Origin of the sequence: Bartonella birtlesii IBS 325 (assembly GCF_000273375.1) — a bacterium.
GTDB lineage: Bacteria > Pseudomonadota > Alphaproteobacteria > Rhizobiales > Rhizobiaceae > Bartonella > Bartonella birtlesii.
The window spans coordinates 1783080-1809112 of sequence record NZ_CM001557.1 but is presented as its reverse complement, the minus strand read 5'-3'; the positions used below and the strand labels follow the sequence as shown (position 1 = coordinate 1809112).

Genomic DNA, 26033 nt, shown 5'->3' with positions numbered 1-26033 from the left:
TCTATAAGGCTTTCTCCAACTCTGGAATAATTTGGTGAAGATCACCAACAAGGGCATAATCAGCAATTTGCATGATAGGGGCTTCTGCATCCTTGTTAATGGCCACAATAACTTGTGCGTCCATTATACCGGATAAATGCTGGATTGCACCGGAAATACCAATGGCGATATAGAGTTCAGGGGCAACAATTTTGCCTGTTTGTCCAATTTGCCAATCATTAGGGGCATAACCTGCATCAACGGCTGCTCGGCTGGCGCCTAAAGCCGCTTTTAGTTTATTCGCAAGGGGGAGGAGGAGTGCCATAAATTTTTCTTGAGAACCAAGACCGCGTCCACCTGAGATGATAACACGTGCTGAGGTAAGATCAGGACGATCAGTTTTAGTGGTTTCTGCTGTTATAAAAGCAGAAAGGTTTGGATTGGGAGCTGGTGTTATTGTTTTGAGGGGAGCAGTATTATTTTGGAAAGGCGTTGGTGAGAAAGAGGCTGTGCGAACTGTTATCACCTTTTTATGATCATGGCTGCGTATAGTTTCAAGTGCATTTCCTGCATAAATTGGTCGTTTAAAGGTATCAGGTGCAAGGACAGCAATAATATCTGAAATTTGCATAACATCAAGAAGAGCAGCCACGCGTGGCATGACATTTTTGCCGGTGCTGGTAGAGGCAGCCATGATCACATCATAATTATTTGCTAAGTTGATAATTGTATTTGCCATAGGTTCGGCAAGTTGATGGGCTAAGTAATCTGCTTCAGCGGTGAGAATTTGTCGCACACCAGTAAGTTTAGCAGTGTTTTCAGCAAGTTTTTGAACCTTTTTTCCACAAATCAAAATATCGATATCATTGCTGATAGCACGAGCAGCAGTGAGCGCTTTTGCGGTTTCTTCTATATGAGATTCGGCTAATAAAAGAATTGCCATAAGTTTTTGCCTTTTTACACAGTGTTGTTTTTGATCTCAGTTATTGAATATTAAATACGATTTGTTTGTTTTAACGCATTGACTAGCTCTGCTACATTTGCCACTTTAATACCAGATTGACGGGGTTTTGGCTCTTCAACACTCAGGATTGTGAAGTGCGCTTGCGTTTCGATGCCAAGGTCGGCAAGCGCCTTTTTTTCAATGTTTTTCTTTTTTGCTTTCATAATGTTGGGCAGAGAAGTATAACGTGGTTCATTTAAGCGTAGATCAGCAGTCATGACTATGGGAAGAGGTAAGGAGATGGTTTGAGTGCCGTTATCGACTTCACGGATAACAATTGCTTGTCCATTTTTTATGTTTAAGTTTGAAGCAAAAGTTGCTTGCCCCCAACCAAGAAGAGCGGCTAGCATTTGCCCGGTTTGATTGCTATCGTCATCAATTGCTTGTTTTCCTAAAAAGACCATATCTGGTTTTTCTTCATGAACAATGACCGTGAGAATTTTAGCAATTGCTAAGGGTTCAAGTGTTTGTTCTGTCGTTATAAGAAGGGCACGATCAGCTCCCATGGCAAGTCCTGTTCGCAAAGTTTCTTGTGCAGCTTCTGGCCCAATTGAAACAAGAACAACTTCTGAAATGTTTCCGGATTCTTTTTGGCGAATTGCCTCTTCCACGGCTATTTCATCAAAAGGGTTCATAGACATTTTTACGTGGGACAGATCAACTCCTGTGCTATCGGATTTGACGCGTATCTTGATATTATAATCAACAACACGTTTGACAGCGACAATTATCTTCATGATGATCCTCTTTTATTTGTATAATAACAAGTTTATAGTAATAATGACGAGAAACAAAATTGTTTAAAATGTAATTCCACTTATCATTGATTTTCTCATGATATCAGCTTTTTCAACTTTTTTTGCTTTTTATCACTGTTATTTATTTCCCTTTTGTGCATTTTCATCATGGCGACTTTCCCTTGAATCAAAAGTAAAGACAAGGAACATTTGTTTCAAGTGAATGCCTTTTGTTATAGTTTATAAAAACAGTTTTAAAAGAACTTAAAATAAAAGAGACATAGAATGGTAAACGATATGAGAATAGCACAATGAAAATGTCTTTTTTCGTCCCATTGGTGCCATTAATTAAGAAAATAGCTATAAATGGCAAGAAGTAAAAAAGCACAGATCATTTATTAAGGCGTTTTTGAAAGTTCTTAAAGCTCTATTTACTAAAATAGGGCACACTTTCCTATTATTTAGGCGATTCTTTGCCAAAAATTAAGAGAATGTAGCGTTTATAGGTACAATGAGGGGTAGCGTTTTTGAATAGGAAGAGTTATACTGCAAAACAGAGTGAGCAAGATAAATCTCCTTTTTTTGTTGTTGAGAAAAAAGAGAAGATGAGCACGTCTGCTGAAGTAACGATGTCAGATATTGCTAAAAAATTATACTCTGTTTATGCACAAATGCAGATGAAACATTCTCCTCGTCATGTGACATCACAAAATTTTGTCGAAGAGAATTTTAAATCTTATTTGGATGATATTAGTCGAGCAATTTTGACTGAGCATTATATGCGTCGTCAAAAAGAAAAAAAGCTTTTTGAGTATTTAGAGCAAATTAAAATGCTTATTCAGAATTTGCATAGCGAAAAGAAGAGCTTAGAAGAAGCAATGATAACACGGCGTATGGCGCGTTCAAAGTCGTTTGATTCTGTTGTGCAGAAGCTTGCTGTTATGGGGGGGGAAGAAAAACAAAAATGCTCGTTGCTCCAAGAGGAATCAAACTTTTCAAAACGAAATGGCATAACTCCAAGCCAAAATAATTGTGCAAAGGTGGTGCAACAGACGAATAAAAACTCTTTGCCAAAGGATAGCATACAGTGTTTTTCAAAAGAGGCTGAGGAAATTGTAGAAAATTCTACAGCAGGAGAAAATCGTACCGATGTTCAAGCAGTTGGGCATTGCTGTGAGAATGATAGTGCTTCTCCCTTAAAAATGAAATCTCAGAAAACTTTCTTTTTTTAGGCTCTTCTCTTAAAATTTTTTTTCGGTGTTTTTTAATCATTGCATTTCTGGCAGTGATAGCGTTATGTTTTTATAGTTTTTTAAGAGAGCCACATTTTTTTAATTTGTGGGGTTAATGAAGTAACATGGGATGTGTTGCATATTTGTAATTTTATAAAAGATTCTATGGCATTTAAAATCCTTTTTTCAAATATGCGCAAAAACTCCGAAGAAGGAGCTTATGAGAGAGGGCTCTCGAATTTATCTTGAAGGTTCTGTAAGTGAGTATTTATTTACCAATTGCTGAAATGTCACTTAACATGCTGATCCTGATTGGTATGGGAGTTGTTGCGGGATTTTTTTCAGGTCTTTTTGGTATCGGTGGTGGTTTTCTTATCACGCCTTTATTGATTTTTTATAATATTCCTCCTGCTATTGCTGTGGGAACAGGTGCTAATCAGATGATTGCATCATCTGTAACCGGAGCAATTACACATTTTAGAAGACGTACCCTTGATATTAAACTTGGGATTCTTTTAGCGATTGGAGGGGGAATGGGCTCTTTAATCGGGATTCAGATTTTTTCTGTTCTAAAAAAATTGGGACAATTGGATCTCATGATTTCGCTGCTTTATGTGATTCTTCTTGGCAGTATTGGAAGTTTGATGATTATTGAAAGTTGGCGTGATATGATACGTCAGCGTAAGGCAAAAAAAGTCAATATTCGTCTTGCTGGTAGACATAATTGGATTCATCGCTTGCCATTAAAAATGCGTTTTCGCACATCTATGATTTATGTTAGTGTTATTCCAGTTTTAGCGATTGGTCTCATTGTTGGATTGTTATCTTCTATTATGGGAATTGGTGGTGGTTTCTTTATGATACCGGCATTGATTTATCTACTGCACGTTCCAACCAGTGTGGTGATTGGGACCTCCCTTTTTCAGATTACATTTGTTTCTTCTTTTACCACAATTTTGCAAAGTGTGACTAATCAGTCCGTTGATATTGTTTTGGCTTTTTTATTGATGATTGGGGGCAGTATTGGTGCACAATATGGAACACGGGTTGGGCGAAAGTTAAAGGCTGAACAATTGCGTATGGCTCTCGCGGTTTTAGTGTTGATTGTATGTATGCGTCTTGCTTTTCAATTATTTATACGCCCTGATAATCTTTTCTCTCTGGATATTTTGATGAAATAAAAATGGGTAGATTATTTTCTTTATGTGTCATTGCAGGCTGCTTTTGTATTGTTTCTGTTGCTGTGTGGGCACATGTTGGCGCGAAAGCTGTATTCATTGATCCTATTAATCATGAAACTATCCAGGTTATTGTAACAACCAATAGGATTACGGTCGATGCGCATTTCGATGGTCGTGATCTTTATATTGCTGGTGTTTTGGAAAATATTGATCCGTTATATTCTCGACAAAATCCATATGATATTGTTATTAGCTTAGAGGGACAAGCGCGCCCAATGGTTATGCGGGAAAAAAAACGTAATGCTGGTGTTTGGGTGAATGCAGATTCTCTTATTTTTAAAAATGTTCCTCTCTTTTATTCTATGGTTACAACACGTTCAATTGATGAGATTGCAAATGTTGAAGAGTATAAACATTTAGGATTAGGATTATCTTATTTGTTATTGCAAACAGATGAACAAAAGCAAAAGAAAATCAAAATTTTTCGTGACGAATTGATAAAATTGCAAAAAGCTAAAAATCTCTATCATGAAGAAGTAGGAGGTGTTCGTTTTGGTTCTGGTGCACTTTTTACAGCACATTTTCGTTTGCCAGCAAATATCCCTGTTGGGCATTATCAGGTTCGTGCTTATCTTTTTCGCAATGGACAATTTATTGATAGTGCGACCACAACTCTTGAAATTGTTAAAGCACATATTGCTTATACAATTTTTCATGCAGCTCAAAAGCATAGTTTATTATATGGTCTTGTTGCGGTAATTGTAGCTGTGAGTACAGGTTTCTTGTGTCGTTTGATTTTTCGAAAAGATTAGTGAGAAGGAAACGTTAGGGTCTTTATTTTTTATAAAAAATGCGTAAAATAATAAAAATAGGCACAACAATGATGGCTCCCATCATGGCGATATGAAAGAAATTTGCAAGAGTTATAAATCCTGTTTCCCATAAAGATTTTAAAAATTCTATTATTTTTTGCACGAGACTTCGAGGATTCCACCCAAGGAAATTCATTACGATACCAACAAGGAATGAAAGGATGAGCAATTTTAAAGCAACACGCCCTCGTGTTCTTTCAAGAAATGCATGAAGAGAATTAGACAGCTTTTTCCTTTTGTTCATTTTAACACCTTTCGTGTATAGTGCGCTTTCGTTGCATAACACAGTTGTATCATCACCATAAAGAAAAAATATTTCTTTTGTTTTTCCTTACTTTTTTTTCGAGTTCGCCACCCTGTAGTACCGGAGTGACTTCTGTACTGGTTTCTGAAACGCGCTCATGTTCTGTTGGCATTTTTCGATATATTTTCATAATATTCCTTTCATAAATTTATTGGATATTCTTCAGTTTTGCATGAATTTGTGGAGGAATTTTATAATATTTCGACGTTTTGTATGACGTTGTAAATTTTCTACTACGTCGAAAATTCCATAATAGATTAATATATTGTGTATAGAATGTAACTTCAGGACATCCTATTTAGAAAAAAGACTATTCATCCTGATGAAATATATATAGTTGTTAATCTTAGATATTTCAATCTATAGAGAAATATTAAATTTATTTTTTAAAGAAATATGGGAGCTTAAAATGTTTTGTTAAGAAAAAATTTAGTTGTATGTAAATGAATTGCAAAAATATGAGGTTATTGTGGAGCTTATGCTTCAAATGACATCGCTTTTTCTTAAAAAATGATGAGATCTAGTGACTGTCCTTTGGGGTGGGGGCATGGAAAATTCAAATTTCCTTGTGAAAGGAATAGGAGTGGCCATGGTTAGCAGCTATGCTTATGTTTTTTTAAACCAACCGAAGTTGGTACTTTAGAGATTATTTTTAGAAAATCGCAACAAGGGATTTGAAACAGAAGTTCTGTTTGATGAGATAAAAAATTTTTTTCCTTATATGTCCTGAATTTAGGTGTTGTGACATCATCAACAGGTAGCTGTCATGCGTGATATCATTTATTGGATATTAGAGCATTTTCTGTTGCATCTTTTTGTTTGGTTTATACCTTTTCAGGGAGAAAGAATGGTTGGAAGGTAGCTGCTTCTTTTGAAGATTTTGAATTTTACCTCTAAGAGGTATGCTTTCTAAGCTTTATCTTATTACTTTTGCTCTTATTACTTTTGCTTGTCGTTGTTGCATGAGGAATTTATAGAATAAACTTTAAAAGGAAAAACCTATGAACTTGAAAAGAAAAATATTGAAGTGTAGCAGCTCTTTTGTTTCTGCTGTTATTGCTTTGGGGATAATGGTGCAACAAATTGCAGCAAAAACACCTGCCGATACCCTCGTGATGGCTTTGAATCTCGATTCAATCGAGACTTTTGATCCTGCGCAAATCAATGAACGTTATGGCAATGAAATTGTTGCCAATATTTGTGATAATTTAATCGATTCTGCTACAGATGATCCAGCTAAAATAATGCCTTCTTTGGCAAAGAGTTGGGATGTTTCAAATGAGGGCGGAGGGACGGTAATTACTTTTCATTTGCGCGATGGTTTAAAGTTTAATGATGGTCGGCCTGCTGGTGCTCATGATCTTGTTTGGGGGATGAGGCGGATTGTTAAATTGAAGTTGTCTGCAGCGGCAGTATTTAACGAATATGGAATTACAGAACAAAATGTTGATTCTACTCTTCAAGCATCGGATGAAAAAACCGTAGTGATGAAATTTGATAAACCTTATCCAGCAGAGATAATCCTTGGACATATTCTTACTACTCGTGTTGCTGCTTTGCTTGATCGTGAGACAATTATGAAACACGAACAAGATGGTGATATGGGCAATCGCTATTTGGCAAGTCATGCTGCTTGTGTTGGTCCTTATCAATTAGTACGTTGGCGTTCTGGAGAAGCAATTTTGTTGCGTGCAAGTTCCAATTATTGGGGAGAGGCAGCAAAATTGAAGCAGATTTTAATTCGTCATATTGCAGAGCCTGGAACACAACGTTTGTTGTTAGAAAAACATGATATCGATGTTGCTCGTAATGTGATGCCAGAGGATATAGCAGATCTTCAAGCAACAACAGATATTAAGATTGAAAAAGTGTTGGCGCCATCTGTGATAATGTGGGGATTTAATACGACAAATCCCATTTTTGCCAATGAAAAGGTGCGTTTGGCAATGCGCTATCTTATCGATTATGACACTCTTGGAAAGACTCTTCTTAAAGATGTTGGTATTCCACGGGCAAGCTTTATTCCCATTGGTAATCTTGGGGCTTTGAATGAAAAAGAAGGGCAACCCTTTAAACTTAATCTAAAAAAAGCCAAGCAGCTTTTAACGGAAGCAGGTTATCCGAATGGTTTTGAGGCCAATATTTTAGCAGGAAAATCTCCTTATCCTTTTGCTTTGCCTATTGCTCAGTCTATCCAGGACAATGCAAAAAAAATAGGTGTGCGCTTTAAGATTGAACATTTTGTAGGAACGCAGTTGTTTTCAAAACTTTATGCACGGGGTTTTGATACAATTTTTATGGGATGGAATAACGATTCTGCAGATCCTTATACAATGGCTTCACGTCTTGTTTATAATCCTGATAATCGATTTGAAGCTAAAAACACAGGCTATCCTAGTTGGTGCCATGGCTATTTTGATGAAGATATGAATAAGAAGGTAAGGGATGCCCTGTTTCAAAAAGATCCACAAAAACGGGTACAAATGTATGCTGATTTGCAGCGTGATTTTATGCAAAAAGGACCTTATGCTTTTATCTATCAGACATATAGTATTATCGCTATGACACCTGATGTAAAAAAATGGGTGTGGAATAGTGCACCACGTATTTTTTATAATGCCATTGAAAAATAAGTATGTCTTAAATATTGTAACATATAAAAAATACGATCGTGATATCTTCGATGTTTTGTATAGAGTTTAAAAGCTTTGCAAAATATCGAAGTTTATTGGCAAAATGTATTGATCTATTCTCTATAGGGTAACTCCAAGACACTTTTCTTTAGAGAGGGGGTATGGGTTTTTATAAAATGCATATATACATAGATATTAAGATTTAAGCAGAATTTAGTATTTTTTAGAAAAAGCGGGGGATCTTAAAATGTGCTGTTGAGAAAAAATTCGGTTGTATGTGGGTGAACTTGGGGGAGTATGAGGTTATTGTGGAGCTGATGCTTCAAATTGCACTGCCTTTCCTTAAAAAATGATGATATGCTGGAGATTGTCCTTGGTGTGGGTTCATGAAAATGCTCAAATTGCCTTGTGAGGAAGGAGAGGAGTGTTTATGGTTAGCAACTTGCTTATGAGGATCATCAAAATATCAAAGGATGATTGAGGTTTTCAAACCAACCGAAGTTGGTGCTCTGAAAACTCTTTTTAGAAAATCGCAAAAAGAGATTTGAAGCAGAAGTTCTGTTTGATGAGATAAAGAAGAAGCTTTTGCCTTATATGCCCTGAGTTTAGGTGTTGTGGTATCATTAACAGGTAGCTATCATGGTTGATATCACTCATTGGATATTAGAGCATTTTCTGTTGCATCTTTTTGTTTGGTCTATATCTTTTCAGGCAGAAAGAATGGTTGGAAGATAGCTGCTGCTTTTGAAGATTTTGAATTTTACTTCTAAGAGATGTGGTTTCTAAGCCTGATCTTATTACTTTTGTCTGTCGTTGTTGCATGGGGAATTTATAGAATAAGCTTTAAAAGGAAAAGCCTATGAACTTGAAAAGAAAAATATTGAAGTGTAGCAGCTCTTTTGTTTCTGCTGTTATTGCTTTGGGGATGTTTGTGCAACAAGTTGCAGCAGAAACGCCTGCCGATACTCTTGTGATGGCTTGGAATCTCGATGCAATAAGTACATTTGATCCTGCACAACTCAATGACCGTTATGGAACTGAAATTGTTGTCAATGTTTGTGATAATTTAGTTGAATCCGCTAAAGATGATGCAACTAAAATGGTTCCTTCTTTGGCAAAGAGTTGGGATGTTTCAAATGAGGGCGGGGGTACGGTAATTACTTTTCATTTGCGTGATGGTTTAAAGTTTAATGATGGTCGGCCTGCTGGTGCTCATGATCTTGTTTGGGGGATGAGGCGGATTGTTAAACTGAGAATGTCTAATGCTCCTACATTTAATGAATATGGTATCACAGAACAGAATGTTGATGAGGCTTTTCAAGCACCGGATGAAAAAACCGTAGTGATGAAATTTGATAAACCTTATCCAGCGGAACTTATTCTTAGCAATATTTCTACTAACCGTACTGTTGCTTTGCTGGATCGTGAGACACTTATAAAACATGAACAAGATGGTGATATGGGAAACCGGTATTTGGCCAGCCATTCTGCTTGTGTTGGTCCTTATCAGATAAGTAGCTGGCTTCCTGGAGAAGCCCTTTTGTTGCATGCAAGTCCTAACTATTGGGGAGAAGCACCTAAATTGAAGAAGATTTTAATTCGCCATGTCGCGGAGCCTGGAACACAACGTTTATTGTTGCAAAAACACGATATCGATGTTGCACGTAATTTGATGCCAGAGGATGTAGCAGATCTCCAAGCAACAACAGATATTAAAGTTGAAAGAGTGTTGGCGCCTTCCATGATCATATGGGGTTTTAATGCGACAAATTCTATTTTTGCCAATGAAAAGGTGCGTTTGGCGATGCGCTATCTTATTGATTATGAAGGACTTGGTAAGACCCTTCTTAAAGATGTTGGTGTTCCACGTGCAAGTTTTATTCCTCTTGGTAATTTGGGAGCTTTGGATGAAAAAGAAGGACAGCCCTTTAAACTTGATCTTCAAAAGGCAAAGCAACTTTTAACGGAAGCGGGTTATCCGAATGGTTTTGAGGCCAATATTTTTGCAGGTGCATCTCCTTATCCTTTTGCTTTGCCCATTGCTCAGTCTATCCAAGATAATGCAAAAAAGATTGGTGTGCGTTTTAAAATTGAACGTTTTGTAGGTACGCAGTTGTTTTCAAAATTTTATGCACGCGGTTTTGATACGATTTTTTTCGGATGGAATAATGGCTCTGGTGATCCCCATACAATGGCTTCACGTCTTATTTACAATCCTGATAATCGGTATGAGGCAAAAAATACAGGCTATGCTAGTTGGTGCCATGGGTATTTTGATAAAGCTATGAATCAAAAGGTTCAGGATGCGTTGTTTGAAAAAGATCCACAAAAACGTGCGCAAATGTATGCTGATTTGCAGCGTGAATTTATGCAAAAAGGACCTTATGCTTTTATCTATCAGACATATAATATTGTTGCTATGACACCTGATGTCAAAAAATGGGTCTGGAATAGTGCACCACATATTTTTTATAGTGCAATTGAAAAATAAGAGGATATTAAGTTTATAAAATACGAAAAAGTATGATTACGATATATTTAACGTATTGCAAAGCGTTTAAAAACTTTGCAATATGCTGAATTTCATAGGTGATATATTTTATAAAGAATTTCATTTCAAAACATTCTCTTTTAGGAAGAGATTTCATTTTATAAGATGGAATAATGGCTCTGTGGATTTCCATACAATGGCTTTAGGTATTATTTATAACTCTCATAATCGGTTTGAGACTAAGAATATAGGTATCTGAATTGGTGCTAATGGGTATTTAGATAAAAATATAAATTAAAAGGTTAAAGATGCTGCATTGCAAAAAGATTCACAGAAACGGGTGTAAAAAATTGAAAAATGATAAGTTTGTTTGGTGAAAAAATAGGTGCAACGAATGTAGCAGAATTTACTGTTTCCGAAATAGCAGGGGCTTTAAAGCGCGTTGTTGAAGAGAAATTTGGTTATGTGCGGGTACGGGGAGAGATATCAGGTTATCGCGGGGCTCATGCTTCGGGGCACGCTTACTTTGCCTTAAAAGATGATAAGGCACGGTTGGAAGCGGTTATTTGGCGTGGCATTATGGAAAAGCTCAAATTTCCTCCCGAAGAAGGGATGGAAGTGATCGCTGTCGGCAAATTGACAACTTACCCGGGGTCATCAAAATATCAAATTGTCATTGAGGCGCTTGAGCCAACAGGGGTTGGCGCTTTGATGGCACTTCTAGAAAAGCGCAAGAAAAAGCTTGCAGATGAAGGTTTATTTGATGAATCCAAGAAAAAACCTTTACCTTATATGCCGCGAATTATAGGCGTTGTGACATCACCAACAGGCGCTGTTATCCGTGATATTATTCATCGTATATCAGATCGTTTTCCATTGCATATTTTGGTTTGGCCTGTTCGTGTCCAGGGGGAAACGAGTGGTCAGGAAGTGGCTGCTGCTGTTGAAGGTTTTAATGCTCTTCCTTTAGGAGGGGTTGTTCCAAAACCTGATCTTATTATTGTTGCACGGGGAGGAGGAAGTTTAGAAGATTTATGGGGATTTAATGACGAAGCTGTTGTTCGTGCTGTTTATGAGTCTGCTCTCCCGGTTATCTCTGCTGTTGGGCATGAAACAGATTGGACTTTGATTGATTATGTTGCTGATTGGCGCGCTCCAACTCCCACAGGAGCAGCAGAAAAGGCTGTTCCTGTTAAGCTTGATCTCGAAGTGTATGTTGCGTCTCTTGGTGCCCGTTTACGCAAGGGATTGGTGCGTTATTTTGATTTTCATCAACAAAAATTGCGTGCTATTATAAGAGGGCTTCCGACTGTCGATCAACTTTTCGCTCTACCACGGCGTGGTTTTGATGAAATTTCAAGTCGATTGCTGCGTGCTCTTCATGTGAGCTGCGATAAAAAACATTTTTCTTTTCATGCGCTTGCTATACGTTTTTCACCGCGTTTACTGAATACTGAAAAAGCGAAACGTAATACAAAGGAGTATACTGCGCGCCTTCATCGCGCTTTTGTGCACAATGTGGAAAAACAACGTGCTCAGGTGGAGGTCGCGTTTAGGCTTTTAAAAAGCACTTCATATCAAAATATTTTAGAGCGTGGTTTTGTTTTGGCTTTGGGGCAGGATAATAAGCCCATCAAACGGTTGGTGCAGTTTCCTGAAACGGGGCAAATCAGTTTATGTTTTTTTGATGGTGAAATTAGTGTTTCAACGCATGATCATGCTCTCAACCGATCTTCAAAATCTAAAAGGATCAAATCGAAGCAAGATGATCAAGGAACGCTCTTTTAATACAATAAATGTGGTGCTCGATGAAGGGCTTCTTATGGGGGCGGATGGAAAAGTTCGTTGTTCATGGGCAGGAACGGATCCACTTTATTGTGCTTATCATGATAATGAATGGGGAAAACCTGTTTTTGAAGATCGCCATTTGTTTGAGAAAATTTGTCTTGAAGGTTTTCAGGCAGGGCTTTCTTGGCTCACAATTTTAAAAAAAATTTCTTCTTTTCGAAATGCGTTTGATCACTTTGATTTTGAAAAAATTATGCATTATGATGAAGTAAAAGTGCAAATGTTGATGCAGAATAAAGGTATTGTTCGCCATCAAGGAAAAGTTCGATCGGTGCTTAATAATGCATTTAGAGCACAGGAAATTATAACAGAGTGGGGGAGTTTGTCCCGCTATTTTTGGTCGTTTCAACCACCACAATCAGAGCGTTATAAAAAAATAGATTTTCAAACACTGTTGGCTAATCCCATAACGCCTGCTTCTCTTCGCCTTTCTAAGGATTTGAAAAAACGTGGTTGGACATTTGTTGGTCCTACAATTTGTTATGCTTTTATGCAGTCTGTTGGGATTGTCAATGATCATCTTGAAGGGTGTTTTTGTCGGTAAATTGCAAAGCAGCTGTAAGGGATATTGTTTAGTAGAGCAATAAAAGGACAGTGAATAGTTTTTTGATATTTTATTACCTTATTGTTATTGGATTATTTCTTCTTAGTATGGATATTTTTGTCAGAGACAGTAATATGGTGTTAGAAAAGGTAAAGAAAAATCAATATGAAAGTAATCTGTATTATTGATTTTAAACAAACAGATGTCTGTTTTTATTTGTATAATGGTTACCATAAAGCAAATAATGTGCATTTTATTTATAGTAGTTAAAGAAGAAAAAGTAGTTTTCAAGTTTTTGTACGTGTCGCTCTTAATTTTATTGTTCTTTTTTAAAATTTAATGAAATATATTTGTTAAATTTTGTGATGAATGTACGATAGATTACTCTGTTTATATAGCGTCTGATTATCAAGTACTTGTGTTACGTTTTATTATCTGATAGCTTCTTTGTCGAGAGGGTAATTTTGCTGCGTATGAGCTCCGATTGTTGGGGACGATGCTTAAGCTCAGAGGGGGCTGTGTCCATTGCATTACTTAGTTAAGTTCCTGGATTTTCCGTGGGGAGCAAGAATTTCTGTAGTATGTTATTTGGTATCTATTTTTGTGGTTTCAAAATAATGATGAACGTTGAAATTGGGGAAAATTTATGGCCAGTCATGTTTTTTGCGGCTAAGTATAGTGAATTTTATTTTTGCCAATGAATAAAGTATCTTTTATTGTGGATTTTTTTATTGGCTACGATCTTTTTGGAAAAATACCTTTTAGAGAGTCAGTATTTCTCATTGCTATTTTATCTCTGTTGACTCATTTAGGAGCATTTATAAATAAGAGAGATTTTCTTTTGTGTTTTAATTTCAATAGGTTAAGCGGTTTTTTATGGGTAGCAAAATTTTAGCGGAGCTGTTTTTTGTGTTTTGCTGCTTTATTCGATTTTGAAATAGCTATAGTTTAATGAGGAGTGCGAAGATATTAGGATGTAGTCTGGTCGGAGGAAGATATATTGTGTGTCTACTATAGTTTAATTAAACTAAAACTCATGTGATGAGTAAGTATATAGTATGGTCAATGTGTATTTATTCAATCTTTGGTGTATAAAATTGCTATGTTATTTCATAATAATTAATTTAATATAATAAATTTTAAAAGGAAAAGTCTATGAACGTAAAAAGAAAAATATTGAAAAGGAGCAGTTCTTTTGTTTCTGCTGTTATTGCACTGGGGATGTTTGTGCAACAAGTTTCAGCGAAAACACCTGCCGATACGCTCGTGATGGCTTGGAATCTCGATGCAATAAGTACATTTGATCCTGCGCAGCTTAATGATGTTTATGCAGCTGAAATTTTTGACAATGTTTGTGATAGTTTGGTCAGTCCGGCTTCGGATGATTCAGCCAAAATGGTTCCTTCTTTGGCAACACATTGGGATGTTTCAGGAGATGATCAAAGTACAGTGCTTACTTTTCATTTGCGCGATAGTTTAAAGTTTAATGATGGTCGTCCTGCTAACGCTCATGATCTTGTTTGGAGCATGAAGCGGATTGTCAAATTGAAGTTGGCTACTGCAGCATCATTTAATGAATATGGGATTACAGAAAAAAACTTTGATTCTGTTATTCAAGCACCGGATGAGAAAACGGTGGTGATGAAATTTGATAAGCCTTATCCAGCAGAGCTTATTCTTAACGATCTCGTTGCGGGTCGTGCTACTGCTTTGCTTGATCGTGAAACGATTATGAAGCACGAAAAAGATGGTGATATGGGAAATAGGTATTTAGCCAGTCATGCGGCTTGTGTTGGTCCTTATCAGATAAGTAGGTGGCGTCCTGGGGAAGCCGCTTTATTGCGTATAAGCTCTAATTATTGGGGTAAAACGCCTAAATTGAAGAAAATTTTAATTCGCCATGTTTCGGAACCTGGAACGCAACGTTTATTGTTACAAAAACACGATATCGATGTTGCACGTGATTTGATACCAGAGGATTTGGTAGATCTCCAAGCAAAAACAGATATTAAAGTTGAAAGAATGTTGGAGCCAACCATGATGTATTGGGGCTTTAATACGACAAATCCAATTTTTTCCAATGAAAAAGTGCGTTTGGCGATGCGCTATCTTATTGATTATGAAGGACTTGGTAAGGGTGTTCTCAAAGGTGTTGGTATTCCACGTGCAAGCTTTATTCCTTTTGGTAATTTTGGAGCTTTGGATGAAAAAGAAGGACAACCCTTTAAACTCGATCTTCAAAAAGCAAAACAGCTTTTAACGGAGGCGGGTTATCCTAAAGGATTTAAGGCCAATTTTTTAGTGGGAAGTTCACATTATGCTTTGCCTATTGCTCAGTCTTTGCAAGATAATGCAAAAAAGGTAGGGGTAAATCTTAAAGTTGAACGTTTGGCAGGTACGCTGTTGTTTTCAAAAGTTTATGCACGTGCTTTTGATACAATTTTTGTTGGATGGAATAGCGATTCTGCTGATCCTCATTCAATGGCTTTGCGTCTTGTTTATAATCCTGATAATCGGTTTGAAGCGAAAAATACAGCTTATCCAAGTTGGCAGCATGGGTATTTTGATGAAGCTATGAATAAAAAGGTGGAAGACGCGTTGTTTGAAAAAGATTCACAAAAACGGGCGCAAATGTATGCTGATTTACAGCGTGAACTTATGCAAAAAGGACCCTATGCTTTTATCTTTCAGAAATATAATGTTGTCGCTATAACGCCTGATGTCAAAAAATGGGTTTGGAATAATGCGTCACGTATTTTTTATAATGCAATTGAAAAATAAATGCATATTAGATGTTATAAAGTACAAAAAGAACGTGATCATAATATGAATAATAAAAATATCCTCCCGCAAGAGTTTTTTAAACTTAAGGTATGAAATTGCGGGGGGCTTTTACCGTATGCTTAAGGTTATTGATAGAAACAGTGGGGTTGATAAGTATGGGAAGTGATAATTTTTTGAGCTTTTTGCTTATCGTGGTACAGATGGTATGAATTTCGGTTATAAGTTAGTGTGTGAGAGATTTGTCTTTGGATGTTTTATTAGTAAAGTTGATAATGCTGTGTTGCTGAGGAGATAAAAAAGATCTCAAAGTATTTTATGTGAGAAAGATAACATAAAATGCAAAGGATAATGCTAAAATGAGAAAAAAAGGAATGTTGAAAAACTTTTGTATTTTGTTAAGCACAATCGGCTTTTTGAATGGGGCTATATCATCAGCATTCAGCACGTCATCTAAAGATACCTTGGTGATGGCATGGAATATTGATTCCATTAGTAGCTTTGATCCAGCTCAAACGGTTGAGGTTGTCACGAGTGAATTGTTGACGAATATTTGCAGCGCATTAGTACAATATGATAAGCATGATCCCACGAAAATTCGTCCTGCTATGGCCCAATCTTGGGATGTTTTAGACGACGGGAAAAGAATTGTTTTTCATCTTCGTGATGACTTAAAATTTGATGATGGAAGAAAGGCAACAGCGCAAGATCTTGCGTGGTCAATGCAACGTATTATTAAATTAGGATTGAGTTATGCTCAATCTTTGATGGATTATGGGTTCACTAAAAATAATGTTGAAACAAATATTCAAGCTCTTGATGATAAAACTTTACAACTGAAGTTGGATAAGCCTTATCCCATCCAACTTATACTGACAGTAATTGGACAGTCTTATGCTTCTGCTTTGCTTGATCGGAAAACAATTGAAGCAGAGAGTATTGACGAGGATATGGGTAATAAATATTTGGCTACGCATTCGGCTTGTGTTGGACCTTATAAATTGGTACGTTGGAGCCCTGGAGAAAAAGTTGTTTTACAAGCAACCAGACATTATTGGGGGGACATCCCTAAAATTAAGCAAATTGTTGTGCAACACGTTGCTGAATCAGCGAGTCAGAGACTTCTTTTGGAAAAAGGTGATGTGGATATAGCGCGTGATCTTTCTTCAGAAGATGTTTTGGATATTGAAAAACAGAAGGGAGCTGTTAGAATTAACCGTGTTTTGCGACCCCAGATTATTTATCTATCGCTGAACAATAAGAATGCAGTTTTTGCTAACGAAAAGGTGAGATTAGCATTTCGTTATTTGATTGATTATAAGGGGCTTGGAAACACCATTTTAAAGGGTATTGCAATTCCACGTGCAAGTTATATGTCATTGGGAATTCCTGGCGCGTTAGATGAAAAAGAGGGATTGCCTTTTAAGTTAGATTTAGAAAAAGCAAAACGTTTGATCCGTGAAGCCGGTTATCCTCAGGGTTTTAAGGTTAATCTTTTAGTTGGCAGCCTTAGTTATATGTCATCTGTTGCGCAGTCTATTCAAGCCAATGCGCGCAAAATTGGTATTGAGCTCACAATTGAAAAAATGGCACAAAATCAATTGTTAAATCGTGTGCGTGGTGGGAATTATGATACTGCTATTATGGGGTGGGGAAGTGCTGATCCTGATGGACATCCAGCTTCCTTAAATCATGTGTTTAATCCTGATCCAACATTTACAAAAAAACACAATATGTATTTGGCGTGGCGTGCTGGGTATTATGATGAAAATGTTAACAAAATGGTGATAAATGCTTTGTTTGAACAAGATCAAAATAAGCGTATTTCACAGTATCGTGCTCTACAGCATTATGTGTTTGAGCATGGTCCTATGGTCTATTTATTTCAGACATATTATACCGTTGGTATGGGACCAGCAGTAAAAAAGTGGGTTTGGAATAGTTTTAGACTTTACTACAATGATGCGGCAAAATAGAGCGTGTTATAAAGAAGAGTGTAGGGCGTGCTTGATGAGGCTTTTCTTTATTATGTAAAAAGGTGTTAGCTTGATGTTTGGTAGCTATGGAGGGGGAGATTATAATGGTTTTGCCATTTTCAGAATCTGAAGGAGTAGTGTTACAAAAGCAGAAAAAATTAGTCGTATGGGACTTTTTTTTCAAGGTATTAAAGTTGCTTATTTCAGTTTTTTTCACGCTGCTTGGTTTGGTAACAATCACCTTTTTTATTGGTCATATGCTTCCTTTAGATCCCGTTCTTGCTATTCTTGGTGATAATATCAGTCAGGAGGCTTATGATGCGATGTTTCATAAGTTGGGTCTTGATAAGCCGTTAATCGTACAGTATTGGAATTATCTTCGTAATATATTTTTGTTTGATTTTGGGGATGCTTTAACCTCGGGGCGTCCTGTCTTAGAAGATATTATGCGTGTGTTTCCAGCAACATTGGAGCTTGCTACAGTTGCTATTGTGATTGGTACGAGTCTTGGTATTCCCTTTGGTGTTTTTGCGGCAATGTATCGCGATTCATTTATTGATTATTTTGTCCGAACTTTTACTCTCTTAAGTTATTCCACTCCAACCTTTTGGCTTGGATTAATGGCGTTATTAATCTTTTATGCTAAGCTTGGTTGGATTGGTGGTCCAGGACGTATTGATTTTATTTATGAATATTCTTTTGAGCCCAAAACAGGATTTTTTCTTTGGGATACTGCTCGTCAGGGACAGTGGGAAGCTTTTGGGAATGCTTTTAGTCATATTATTATGCCTGCTTTAATCTTAGCTTTCGGTGCTATGGCCTATATTAGTCGTATGACTCGTGGGTTTATGATTGAACAGCTTAATCAGGAATATATTATTACTGCGCGTGTGAAGGGGTTATCGTTGGCACGAACGGTTTGGGGACATGCTTTTCGTAATGCTGCAGTTCAGGTTATCACTGTTGTTGCACTTTCGTATGCTTTTTTATTGGAAGGCGCTGTGTTAACAGAGACAGTTTTTGCTTGGCCTGGTTTTGGGCATTACTTGACGAATGCTCTTTTAGCTGGAGATATGAATGCAGTTGTTGGATGTACGCTGCTTATAGGGTTTCTCTTTGTCATTATTAATTTATTTTCTGATTTGCTTTATCGAATTTTTGATCCAAGGACACGTTGAATATGGCAATAATTAATCATCATAAATCGCAATCGTCATTTTCTTTTGGTCGTTGGTTAAATGAATCTGTTCCTCGGTCAGTATTCCAGGCAAATGCACAAAGAATTTATCATGCATGGATTAAATTTTCTCGTAATTTTTCGGCTCTATTTGGTCTGATTATTATTTTTATTATTGTTTTATGTGCTATTTTTGCTCCTTGGATTGCTACTAATGATTTTGTTAGCAATGACCTTACGCATCGATTGCAGCCACCCTCTATGTTACATTATTTAGGAACAGATGAATTAGGGCGGGACATTTTTAGTCGTCTCGTTTTTGGTGCACGTATTACGCTTTATGTTGTTTTTCTCACTACAATTATCGTTGGACCAATAGGACTCATTGTTGGAACTGTCTCTGGCTATATAGGGGGATGGGTTGATACCGTTCTTATGCGTATTGTTGATATTTTTCTTGCTTTTCCAGCTTTGATTTTAGCGCTTGCTTTTTCGGCGGCGTTAGGTCCAGGTATTGAAAATGCATCGATTGCAATTTCAATTGCGGCATGGCCGCCAATAGCGCGTTTGGCACGTGCTGAAACTTTGACAATACGTTCATCCGATTATGTTTCTGCAGTTCGTTTGCAAGGGGCATCTGCTTTACGGATTATTTTATTTCATGTTGCACCGATGTGTATTCCTTCAGTGGTGGTACGCTTAACATTAGATATGTCTGGAATTATTTTGACGGCTGCAGGTCTTGGTTTTTTAGGGCTGGGAGCTCAACTCCCGAGTCCTGAATGGGGAGCAATGCTTTCGACAGGTCGTGAATTTATGATGACAAATTGGTGGTTAGCGGCGATACCAGGTTGTGCAATATTGTTAGCAAGCCTTGCTTTCAATTTGTTGGGTGATGGGCTTCGTGATGTATTGGATCCACGCAATGGTTAAAAAGTTATTAGAGATAGAAGATTTACGTATCGCTTTTCCTACAAGATCTGGCATTTCAGAAGTTGTGCGCGGCGTTAGCTTTTCTATGGGAAAGGAAAAAATTGGAATTGTTGGTGAATCTGGGTCTGGAAAATCGATGACTGGGCGTGCAATACTCAAATTGAGTCCAAGAGCAGCCATTGTTAAAGCTAAAAAAATGCGCTTTGATGATATTAATTTATTGCGTGCAAGTGAACCTCAGATGCGAACTATTCGGGGTAAACGTATTTCAATGATTTTACAGGATCCCAAATATTCACTTAATCCATTAATACGGATTGGAGAACAGATTATGGAGGCTTACCGTATTCATTATCGTGTTTCAAAAGTTGATGCACGGAAGCGGACAATTTCTATGTTGGAGTCTGTTCATATTCGTGATCCAGAACATGTGATGCGCCTTTTTCCTCATGAAATATCAGGTGGTATGGGGCAGCGTGTGATGATTGCGATGATGCTTATTCCTAAACCTGATTTAATCATTGCAGATGAGCCAACTTCTGCGCTTGATATTACAGTAAGACGTCAGGTTTTATCGGTATTGGATGAGCTTGTGACCAAATCTGGAACGGGGCTTATTTTTATTAGTCATGATTTGAATATGATTGCTGATTTTTGTGATCGTGTTTTAGTTATGTATGCAGGTCGTGTGTTAGAAGAATTGCCTGCGTGCGATTTAGCTCGCGCTTGTCATCCTTATACTAAAGCGTTGCTAGCGAGTTTACCACGGCTTGATAATCCTGTTGATGTTTTAGCTGTTCCCGAACGCGATCCTGATTGGTTGCATAACCCTACAATTGTTAATGGTGTTGAAGGAGTTACCTCGTGACCAATTGTAAGAATATCCTCGATGTTTCTAATTTATCTGTGACTTTTGGGCATAATCATAAGGCAGTAACAGTTGTAAAAAATGTCAACTTTTATATTAAGCGCGGTGAAGCTTACGGTTTGATTGGTGAATCAGGATGTGGAAAATCAACCATTTTGAATACATTGGTTGGGCTTATTTCAGATTATAGTGGGCGTTTCATTTTTGATGGAGAAGAAGTTGCAAAGAAAAGAGATAAGAATTTTCTACGCCGTATTCAAATGGTTTTTCAAGATCCTTACGCTTCGCTTCATCCAAGAAAAATGGTTCATACCGTTCTTTCTGAGTCTCTCAAGATCCATGGGATGGATAATCCAAAGGAACGGGTGCGTGATGCTTTAGATTCTGTTGGTTTAAATACTTCATTTCTTTATCGTTATCCGCATGAGTTATCTGGAGGGCAACGTCAGCGTATTGCTCTTGCACGTGCTCTCATTATCGAGCCAGAGGTTTTGTTGCTTGATGAGCCAACATCTGCATTGGATGTGTCGGTACAGGCTGAAATTTTAAATTTGTTAAAATCGTTACGAGAGGAAAAAAAGCTTACTTATTTGATGGTATCCCACGATCTTGCTGTTGTTGCACACATCTGTGAACGTGTTGGAATTATGCATAAAGGGATTATTCTTGAAGAGCTTAGCAATAATGATTTGCGCAATTTACATGCTCAGCATCACTATACGAAGATGTTTTTTGAAGCCAGTATTGAGCCGATTGTTCATAAAGAACAAAGAGCATGATCAATTTTGCAAAAGAGGAAATACAATTTTGTTTATTTTGAAGTTTCTGGAGATGTTTGGTGGCATTTTTAACAGCGAAGGGGGATAATAGGATTTTTTTAGTATGAATTTGCTGGGCAGCGTTTAAGTTATAATATTTAAAATCCTATTAGAATTTCGGTTATGAAATGTACAACTGACTTTAGCATAAATTCTTTGTCCTGGTAGTGTTTTACCGTTTTTTGCTTATCATTTTATGTTCAGCAGTTTTATTTTGGAATTTTGAGTATTAAAATAATAGAAGATAATAATGCCGTATTTTCCGGAAAAGCTTCCCATTATTGTATAATATCGTCTTATTTTTAGTCGTTTTTAAATAGTTTAGACATTATTCATCGAAAAATGCTAAGCTTTGTTCTTTATAAAAATTTTCTCATGATAAATGGCAGCCTTAAAATATTTTGCTGTTTTACCAATGAGGGCATTTGTGATCTCTTTTTTCATGATTCCATAGGATAACAGCGTATCAAGATAAAAGCCATTGTCATATTGTACGATTCCATAAACTGTGAGTAACTATTAATCAATAGTGTTTTTCCCAGCATCTTGCATATCTTTTTGGGTAAAAGAGAGTTGGCTATAGGTTCTAACAAAATCGGGATATGTTGTGGTATTTTGCTCTTTCAGTGCTGTAAAGTTAATATTTCCATGTAAAGCGGTATAACAAAGATAGATATCGCTATAACTATATTTACAAGGAGTTCTTTCAGAGGATAATATTCCCATGCTTTCGTAGGTGTATAAGAAAAGCTGTTGTTTTGTCCTTGTCTTGTTTCTATGGCAAATGTTCTGATATTGGCTAACAATGCATTTTACTCGGTCATATCGGCCAATCTATTATAGAAGAGAGCATCTGGCATGAGCAAATAGCTTTTTATTTATGGCACAACAGCTTTTATTGTTTAGTTACTATCAAGAAGTACTGGCTGTAAGCGAAAATCCCAAAAATTTTTATTTTCTTTTAAAAAGTTTTGTTTAGTATTTGTTTTCCTATGGTTTGATGTTGGTGCATAAGCTTTCAGTATATATTTATAAGGTGAACCACTTATTGTGATATAACCATTTGCGAGTTTAAAAGAATTCTGACTTGCTTTTCCAAAGACTTTAATCAGTGAAAAACCATGTATATCGCTGGGAGTAGAAGTATTTACTTTAATATTGTTCTTTTTTAAATGGTCAGTGACATAAACCAATGTAGTACCTAAAACATCACCATGAATCAGAAGATGGTCAGCTTTTTGTTTGTTTATGGCAGCGCTATCACTCCATTCGATGTTAAAATGAATTTCTGCTTTTCCTTTAGCCTTGTAGACTTTTGTAGTATTAGGTCTGCCAGATCCTATGTGCAACGTGTGATAATGTTCTTCTGTTGGTTCTTTAAAAACAATAGAGCTGTTATTGAGACTAAGGACAGAAATATCAGAGCGTGCTCTTTGAGCAATATCAAGTGATTTTTCATTTTGACTTTTTGCATTTGTGCTTGTTTTTAATATCCATTTCGTATGATTTTGCAAATCAAAGATTGTTTTGAATTTTTTTTCAGTATTTACGCTGCCTTCTAATATGGAATGATCAGCGTTTAATGTAAGAATAAAATTATTTTTTTTAGCTGAATCTTTGGTTACTAGTAAAATATTGGCACGGATTTCTGAATTTTTGAGATTGGCTTTACCAATTGATTCATTTGCATTAATTCCTGTACCGTTTTTAATGTGAAGTTTTGTATTGATTAAATTGATTTCTGACGTTTTATTGTTCTTAGATTTTGCAAATGCTATACCTCTATCTTCTGCTGTGGCAGAAACATCTGTCACATCAATATATCCATTATTATCTACAACAAATGCACTATTTTCGGCAATAACTGTTCCTCCGATCATTTTAATCATTCCGCTATTTTGTGCATAAAGACCGACTACAGCATTCTTAATCGTTGTATTGCCATATAATTCAACTAAACTGCCAACATCTTGGCTTTTTGCACCAGATCCGTTGCTATCTGCCGTTGTTAGAGTGACATTCGTGGCTTTAATATGCCCACCGTTTTCTGTATTTAATGCGGTAGTTTTACCCTTTATGATTCCTCCCGTTATGGTGATGGTAGATTTTGAGTCTTTTACATAGAGCCCACTGTTATCAGATGATGTAATTTGAGCATTGTCAGTTAAAGTAATGATACTACCATTTATAGCAGATATTGCTGCGCTTTTTGCGTTAAATGATCCTCCAGAAACTGTTATTTGAGAATTATCACTTGAAACTATACTATTGATTGCTTGCGGAATGGTTACATTTTCTAAAGTAATGGCACTTTTTCTTGCAATGATTGCATTTAGTAGTGTATTGCCCTTACTACTTAATATCGTTACATCTTTCAGTTTGTTATTGCTCTTATTTTTTAACAAGTGAACACCAGCTTCGGAACTAGTAATGGTTCCTCCGATCATTTTGATTGTGCTATCGTTTTGCGCATCAATTCCGGTTTTAACGTCACTGATTGTTGTATTTCCCAGCAATTCAACCACACTGTTAGGGCCAGAGGCAGCTGCACCAGTAGCTATATCACCGCTATTATTAGTTGATTTTAAAGCAACATTTGTAACCGTAATATGGCCACCTATGTCTGCTTCTAAGGCTGTAAATTTTCCTGTCACGCTTCCTGTTGTCATTGTAATCGTAGATTTTGAGTCTCGTGCATAGAGACCTGCTTCATCATGTGATGTAATTTGAGCATTGTCTGTTAAGGTAATGCTGCTGCCGTTTTGAGCACATATTGTTGCATAGCTTGAATCAAATGATCCTCCAGAGATTGTTATGTTAGAGCGATTATTTGCAATTACGCTGTTGCCTGTTTGAGTCACTTTTACATTTTTTAAAGTGAGTCTACTTTCTTTCTCTAGAAGTATTCCTTTATCTGAATTTTTCTCTTTACCGGTTGATATTGTTACATTTTCTAATTTATTTTCGGCGCTTTTGCTGTTCACTAAGCCAACACCAGTTTTAGAAATTGTAATGGTTCCCCCTATCATTTTAATTACACCACCGTTACTTGCTATAAGTCCAACAGCAGCATTCTTAATCGTTGTATTGCCATATAATTCAATCATACTATTAGCGCTATTAACCCCTGCGCCTATTGTGGGAACATCAGTGACCTCGCTCCCATGTTCATTTGTTGTTAGAGCAACATCTGTGACCTTAATATGTCCACCGTTTTCTGCGATCAACGCTAATTCTCCAGATACTTTTCCTCCCGTCATTGTGATGGTAGAATGTAAACCATTTGTATAGAGCCCTTTGCCATTTGATGATGATGATGTAACTTGAATGTTACTTTTTTTACTACTAGTTAAAGTAATGTTGCTGCCGTTTCCAGAATATACCCCTACGTCTTTTCCTTCAAATGATCCTCCAACAATTGTTATTTGAGATTGATTATATGCAGCTATACCGTTTTTTGCTTGTGTAACGGTTATATTTTCTAAAGTGAGATTACTTTCTTTGTCAGTAACTATTCCTGTAATAAGAGTTTTTTTATTTTTACTGCTTGATATTTTTACATTTTTTAGCTTGTTTTTATCACTCTTGCTGTTCGAGAAGCTAGCGCCTATGTGAGAAACTGTAATGGTCCCACCTATCATTTTCAGTGTAGCACCATCTTTTGCTTCAAGACCATATAAAATGTCGGAAGCAGTTCCTTTAATTGTTGTGTCATCCAGTAATTCAATCGCAGTGTTAGAGCCTTCAGCTGTTATAGCGTATACATTGTGACTTAGGTTTGAGTGTGTTACTGTTAAATGCTTACCGACGATTTTACTACCGTTTTTTGCATGAAGTGTATCATAGGTTTCTCCATATATTGTTACTGTTTTTCCATCAGAAACTTTAAGAGATTTAGCGTATGCACTGAGTTGAGTATTAAACAGCACAATCATTACTGTTGCTATAGATGACAAAAGGAATTTTTTATACACAAACACTCTCCTTTTAAAGTCCCCAATATTCATTTCCCCACAGTCTTCAAAAGAAGAAAAGAAAATAGATATTGCTTTTCTTTTAATAATGTATAACTTTAATATTTTTTTGTCAAAATTTAAGTAAAATTTATTTTAAATACACAATATTTAAGTTAGATAGTAATGTATTTTTAGTTAATGTAATTTAAAAGTAAGTTCTTTATATGTAGTGTAAATAGTTTTTTTCATAAGATCTTTATTGATGCTAATATTTATTGGTTTATGATTAGAAAAATACACGAATAGCAAAGACAGTAAAAAATGAGAGAAGGCTTTGAGAATCCCTTTTTTGGAAAAATAAACTGCTGCAAAACCTAGTAGCAAATTATATAAAATCTACCGACAAACTACAACTACTTTGAAAAAAACGGTAGCGGAGGAGGGATTTGAACCCCCGACACAAGGATTATGATTCCTCTGCTCTAACCTACTGAGCTACTCCGCCAAAACTAATAAATAGGGTCAAAACTAATAAATAGGGTCAAAACTGATAAATAGGATTGCAATCTATCTCATCTTTTGCGGATATAAGAGGTAGAATAGTAAGATGTCAAGCATCGTTTTTAAGCTTTTTGCTTGTCATTCTATTTTATCCTCGATATGGAGTATAGGAAAATGTAATTTTTATATGATGAGGTAA

At 36.5% G+C, this 26033-nt stretch carries 17 protein-coding genes and 1 tRNA gene; 13 read left to right on the top strand and 5 right to left on the bottom strand.

Features of this window, described 5'->3' with window-relative positions:
• Position 1 precedes the first annotated feature (1 nt).
• Entirely contained in the window at positions 2-922 is a 921-nt protein-coding gene (locus QWU_RS08630) for an electron transfer flavoprotein subunit alpha/FixB family protein (protein ID WP_006590136.1), read from the bottom strand.
• A gap of 50 nt (positions 923-972) precedes the next feature.
• Positions 973-1719: an electron transfer flavoprotein subunit beta/FixA family protein gene (locus QWU_RS08625; RefSeq protein ID WP_006590137.1), complete on the bottom strand. Its 747-nt coding sequence runs from the start codon at positions 1717-1719 to the stop codon at positions 973-975.
• Between the two features lie 527 nt (positions 1720-2246).
• On the opposite strand from QWU_RS08625, the gene QWU_RS09520 reads away from it, so the two are divergent.
• From QWU_RS09520 to QWU_RS08610, 3 genes are all read left to right on the top strand, one after another.
• Positions 2247-2951 carry a hypothetical protein gene (locus QWU_RS09520; RefSeq protein WP_017196598.1) on the top strand — a complete coding sequence of 235 codons (705 nt, stop codon included), beginning with the start codon at positions 2247-2249 and terminating at the stop codon, positions 2949-2951.
• 260 nt (positions 2952-3211) lie between these two features.
• Positions 3212-4132: a sulfite exporter TauE/SafE family protein gene (locus tag QWU_RS08615; protein ID WP_006590139.1), complete on the top strand. Its 921-nt coding sequence runs from the start codon at positions 3212-3214 to the stop codon at positions 4130-4132.
• Between the two features lie 2 nt (positions 4133-4134).
• Complete coding sequence (locus QWU_RS08610) at positions 4135-4944, top strand: TIGR02186 family protein (RefSeq protein ID WP_006590140.1); 810 nt, start codon at positions 4135-4137, stop codon at positions 4942-4944.
• A gap of 22 nt (positions 4945-4966) precedes the next feature.
• Here QWU_RS08610 and QWU_RS08605 read toward each other — a convergent pair whose 3' ends face one another.
• Positions 4967-5248: a DUF6460 domain-containing protein gene (locus QWU_RS08605; RefSeq protein WP_006590141.1), complete on the bottom strand. Its 282-nt coding sequence runs from the start codon at positions 5246-5248 to the stop codon at positions 4967-4969.
• 1061 nt (positions 5249-6309) lie between these two features.
• On the opposite strand from QWU_RS08605, the gene QWU_RS08595 reads away from it, so the two are divergent.
• The 10 genes from QWU_RS08595 to QWU_RS08550 all read left to right on the top strand — a co-directional run bounded on the left by QWU_RS08595 (position 6310) and on the right by QWU_RS08550 (position 21338).
• On the top strand, positions 6310-7941 hold the full coding sequence (locus QWU_RS08595; protein WP_017196597.1) for an ABC transporter substrate-binding protein: 1632 nt from the start codon (positions 6310-6312) through the stop codon (positions 7939-7941).
• A gap of 859 nt (positions 7942-8800) precedes the next feature.
• Positions 8801-10432 carry an ABC transporter substrate-binding protein gene (locus tag QWU_RS08590; protein WP_006590144.1) on the top strand — a complete coding sequence of 544 codons (1632 nt, stop codon included), beginning with the start codon at positions 8801-8803 and terminating at the stop codon, positions 10430-10432.
• Positions 10433-10792: 360 nt separating this feature from the next.
• Entirely contained in the window at positions 10793-12220 is a 1428-nt protein-coding gene (xseA, locus tag QWU_RS08585) for an exodeoxyribonuclease VII large subunit (RefSeq protein WP_199569822.1), read from the top strand.
• The gene (locus tag QWU_RS08580) at positions 12198-12824 is read left to right on the top strand and encodes a DNA-3-methyladenine glycosylase I (protein ID WP_006590146.1); all 627 of its coding nucleotides are present in this window, start codon (positions 12198-12200) and stop codon (positions 12822-12824) included. The genes xseA and QWU_RS08580 overlap by 23 nt, the downstream gene beginning before the upstream one ends.
• Before the next feature lie 1155 nt (positions 12825-13979).
• Complete coding sequence (locus tag QWU_RS08575) at positions 13980-15605, top strand: ABC transporter substrate-binding protein (protein WP_017196595.1); 1626 nt, start codon at positions 13980-13982, stop codon at positions 15603-15605.
• A 359-nt stretch (positions 15606-15964) separates the two neighbouring features.
• On the top strand, positions 15965-17581 hold the full coding sequence (locus QWU_RS08570; RefSeq protein ID WP_006590148.1) for an ABC transporter substrate-binding protein: 1617 nt from the start codon (positions 15965-15967) through the stop codon (positions 17579-17581).
• Between the two features lie 104 nt (positions 17582-17685).
• A complete protein-coding gene (locus QWU_RS08565; protein ID WP_006590149.1) occupies positions 17686-18759 on the top strand; it encodes an ABC transporter permease in 1074 nt (357 codons plus the stop codon).
• Between the two features lie 2 nt (positions 18760-18761).
• Positions 18762-19691: an ABC transporter permease gene (locus QWU_RS08560; protein ID WP_006590150.1), complete on the top strand. Its 930-nt coding sequence runs from the start codon at positions 18762-18764 to the stop codon at positions 19689-19691.
• Positions 19684-20559, top strand: coding sequence for an ABC transporter ATP-binding protein (locus QWU_RS08555; protein ID WP_006590151.1), 876 nt, complete (start codon positions 19684-19686; stop codon positions 20557-20559). Before QWU_RS08560 ends, QWU_RS08555 begins: the two co-directional genes overlap by 8 nt.
• Entirely contained in the window at positions 20556-21338 is a 783-nt protein-coding gene (locus tag QWU_RS08550) for an ABC transporter ATP-binding protein (protein WP_006590152.1), read from the top strand. Before QWU_RS08555 ends, QWU_RS08550 begins: the two co-directional genes overlap by 4 nt.
• A 941-nt stretch (positions 21339-22279) precedes the next feature.
• On the opposite strand, the gene QWU_RS09515 is transcribed toward QWU_RS08550, so the two are convergent.
• A complete protein-coding gene (locus QWU_RS09515) occupies positions 22280-25351 on the bottom strand; it encodes an autotransporter outer membrane beta-barrel domain-containing protein (protein WP_050980790.1) in 3072 nt (1023 codons plus the stop codon).
• 413 nt (positions 25352-25764) lie between these two features.
• Positions 25765-25838: transfer RNA gene (locus tag QWU_RS08535), tRNA-Met, on the bottom strand.
• Positions 25839-26033 lie beyond the last annotated feature (195 nt).

What these genes read in the sequence shown, in the direction of transcription:
- QWU_RS08630 (WP_006590136.1), bottom strand. Translation starts at nt 922, where the DNA reads ATGGCAATTCTTTTATTAGCCGAATCTCATATAGAAGAAACCGCAAAA.
- QWU_RS08625 (WP_006590137.1), bottom strand. Translation starts at nt 1,719, where the DNA reads ATGAAGATAATTGTCGCTGTCAAACGTGTTGTTGATTATAATATCAAG.
- QWU_RS08610 (WP_006590140.1), top strand. Translation starts at nt 4,135, where the DNA reads ATGGGTAGATTATTTTCTTTATGTGTCATTGCAGGCTGCTTTTGTATT.
- QWU_RS08605 (WP_006590141.1), bottom strand. Translation starts at nt 5,248, where the DNA reads ATGAACAAAAGGAAAAAGCTGTCTAATTCTCTTCATGCATTTCTTGAA.
- QWU_RS08595 (WP_017196597.1), top strand. Translation starts at nt 6,310, where the DNA reads ATGAACTTGAAAAGAAAAATATTGAAGTGTAGCAGCTCTTTTGTTTCT.
- QWU_RS08590 (WP_006590144.1), top strand. Translation starts at nt 8,801, where the DNA reads ATGAACTTGAAAAGAAAAATATTGAAGTGTAGCAGCTCTTTTGTTTCT.
- QWU_RS08580 (WP_006590146.1), top strand. Translation starts at nt 12,198, where the DNA reads ATGATCAAGGAACGCTCTTTTAATACAATAAATGTGGTGCTCGATGAA.
- QWU_RS08575 (WP_017196595.1), top strand. Translation starts at nt 13,980, where the DNA reads ATGAACGTAAAAAGAAAAATATTGAAAAGGAGCAGTTCTTTTGTTTCT.
- QWU_RS08570 (WP_006590148.1), top strand. Translation starts at nt 15,965, where the DNA reads ATGAGAAAAAAAGGAATGTTGAAAAACTTTTGTATTTTGTTAAGCACA.
- QWU_RS08565 (WP_006590149.1), top strand. Translation starts at nt 17,686, where the DNA reads ATGGTTTTGCCATTTTCAGAATCTGAAGGAGTAGTGTTACAAAAGCAG.
- QWU_RS08560 (WP_006590150.1), top strand. Translation starts at nt 18,762, where the DNA reads ATGGCAATAATTAATCATCATAAATCGCAATCGTCATTTTCTTTTGGT.
- QWU_RS08555 (WP_006590151.1), top strand. Translation starts at nt 19,684, where the DNA reads ATGGTTAAAAAGTTATTAGAGATAGAAGATTTACGTATCGCTTTTCCT.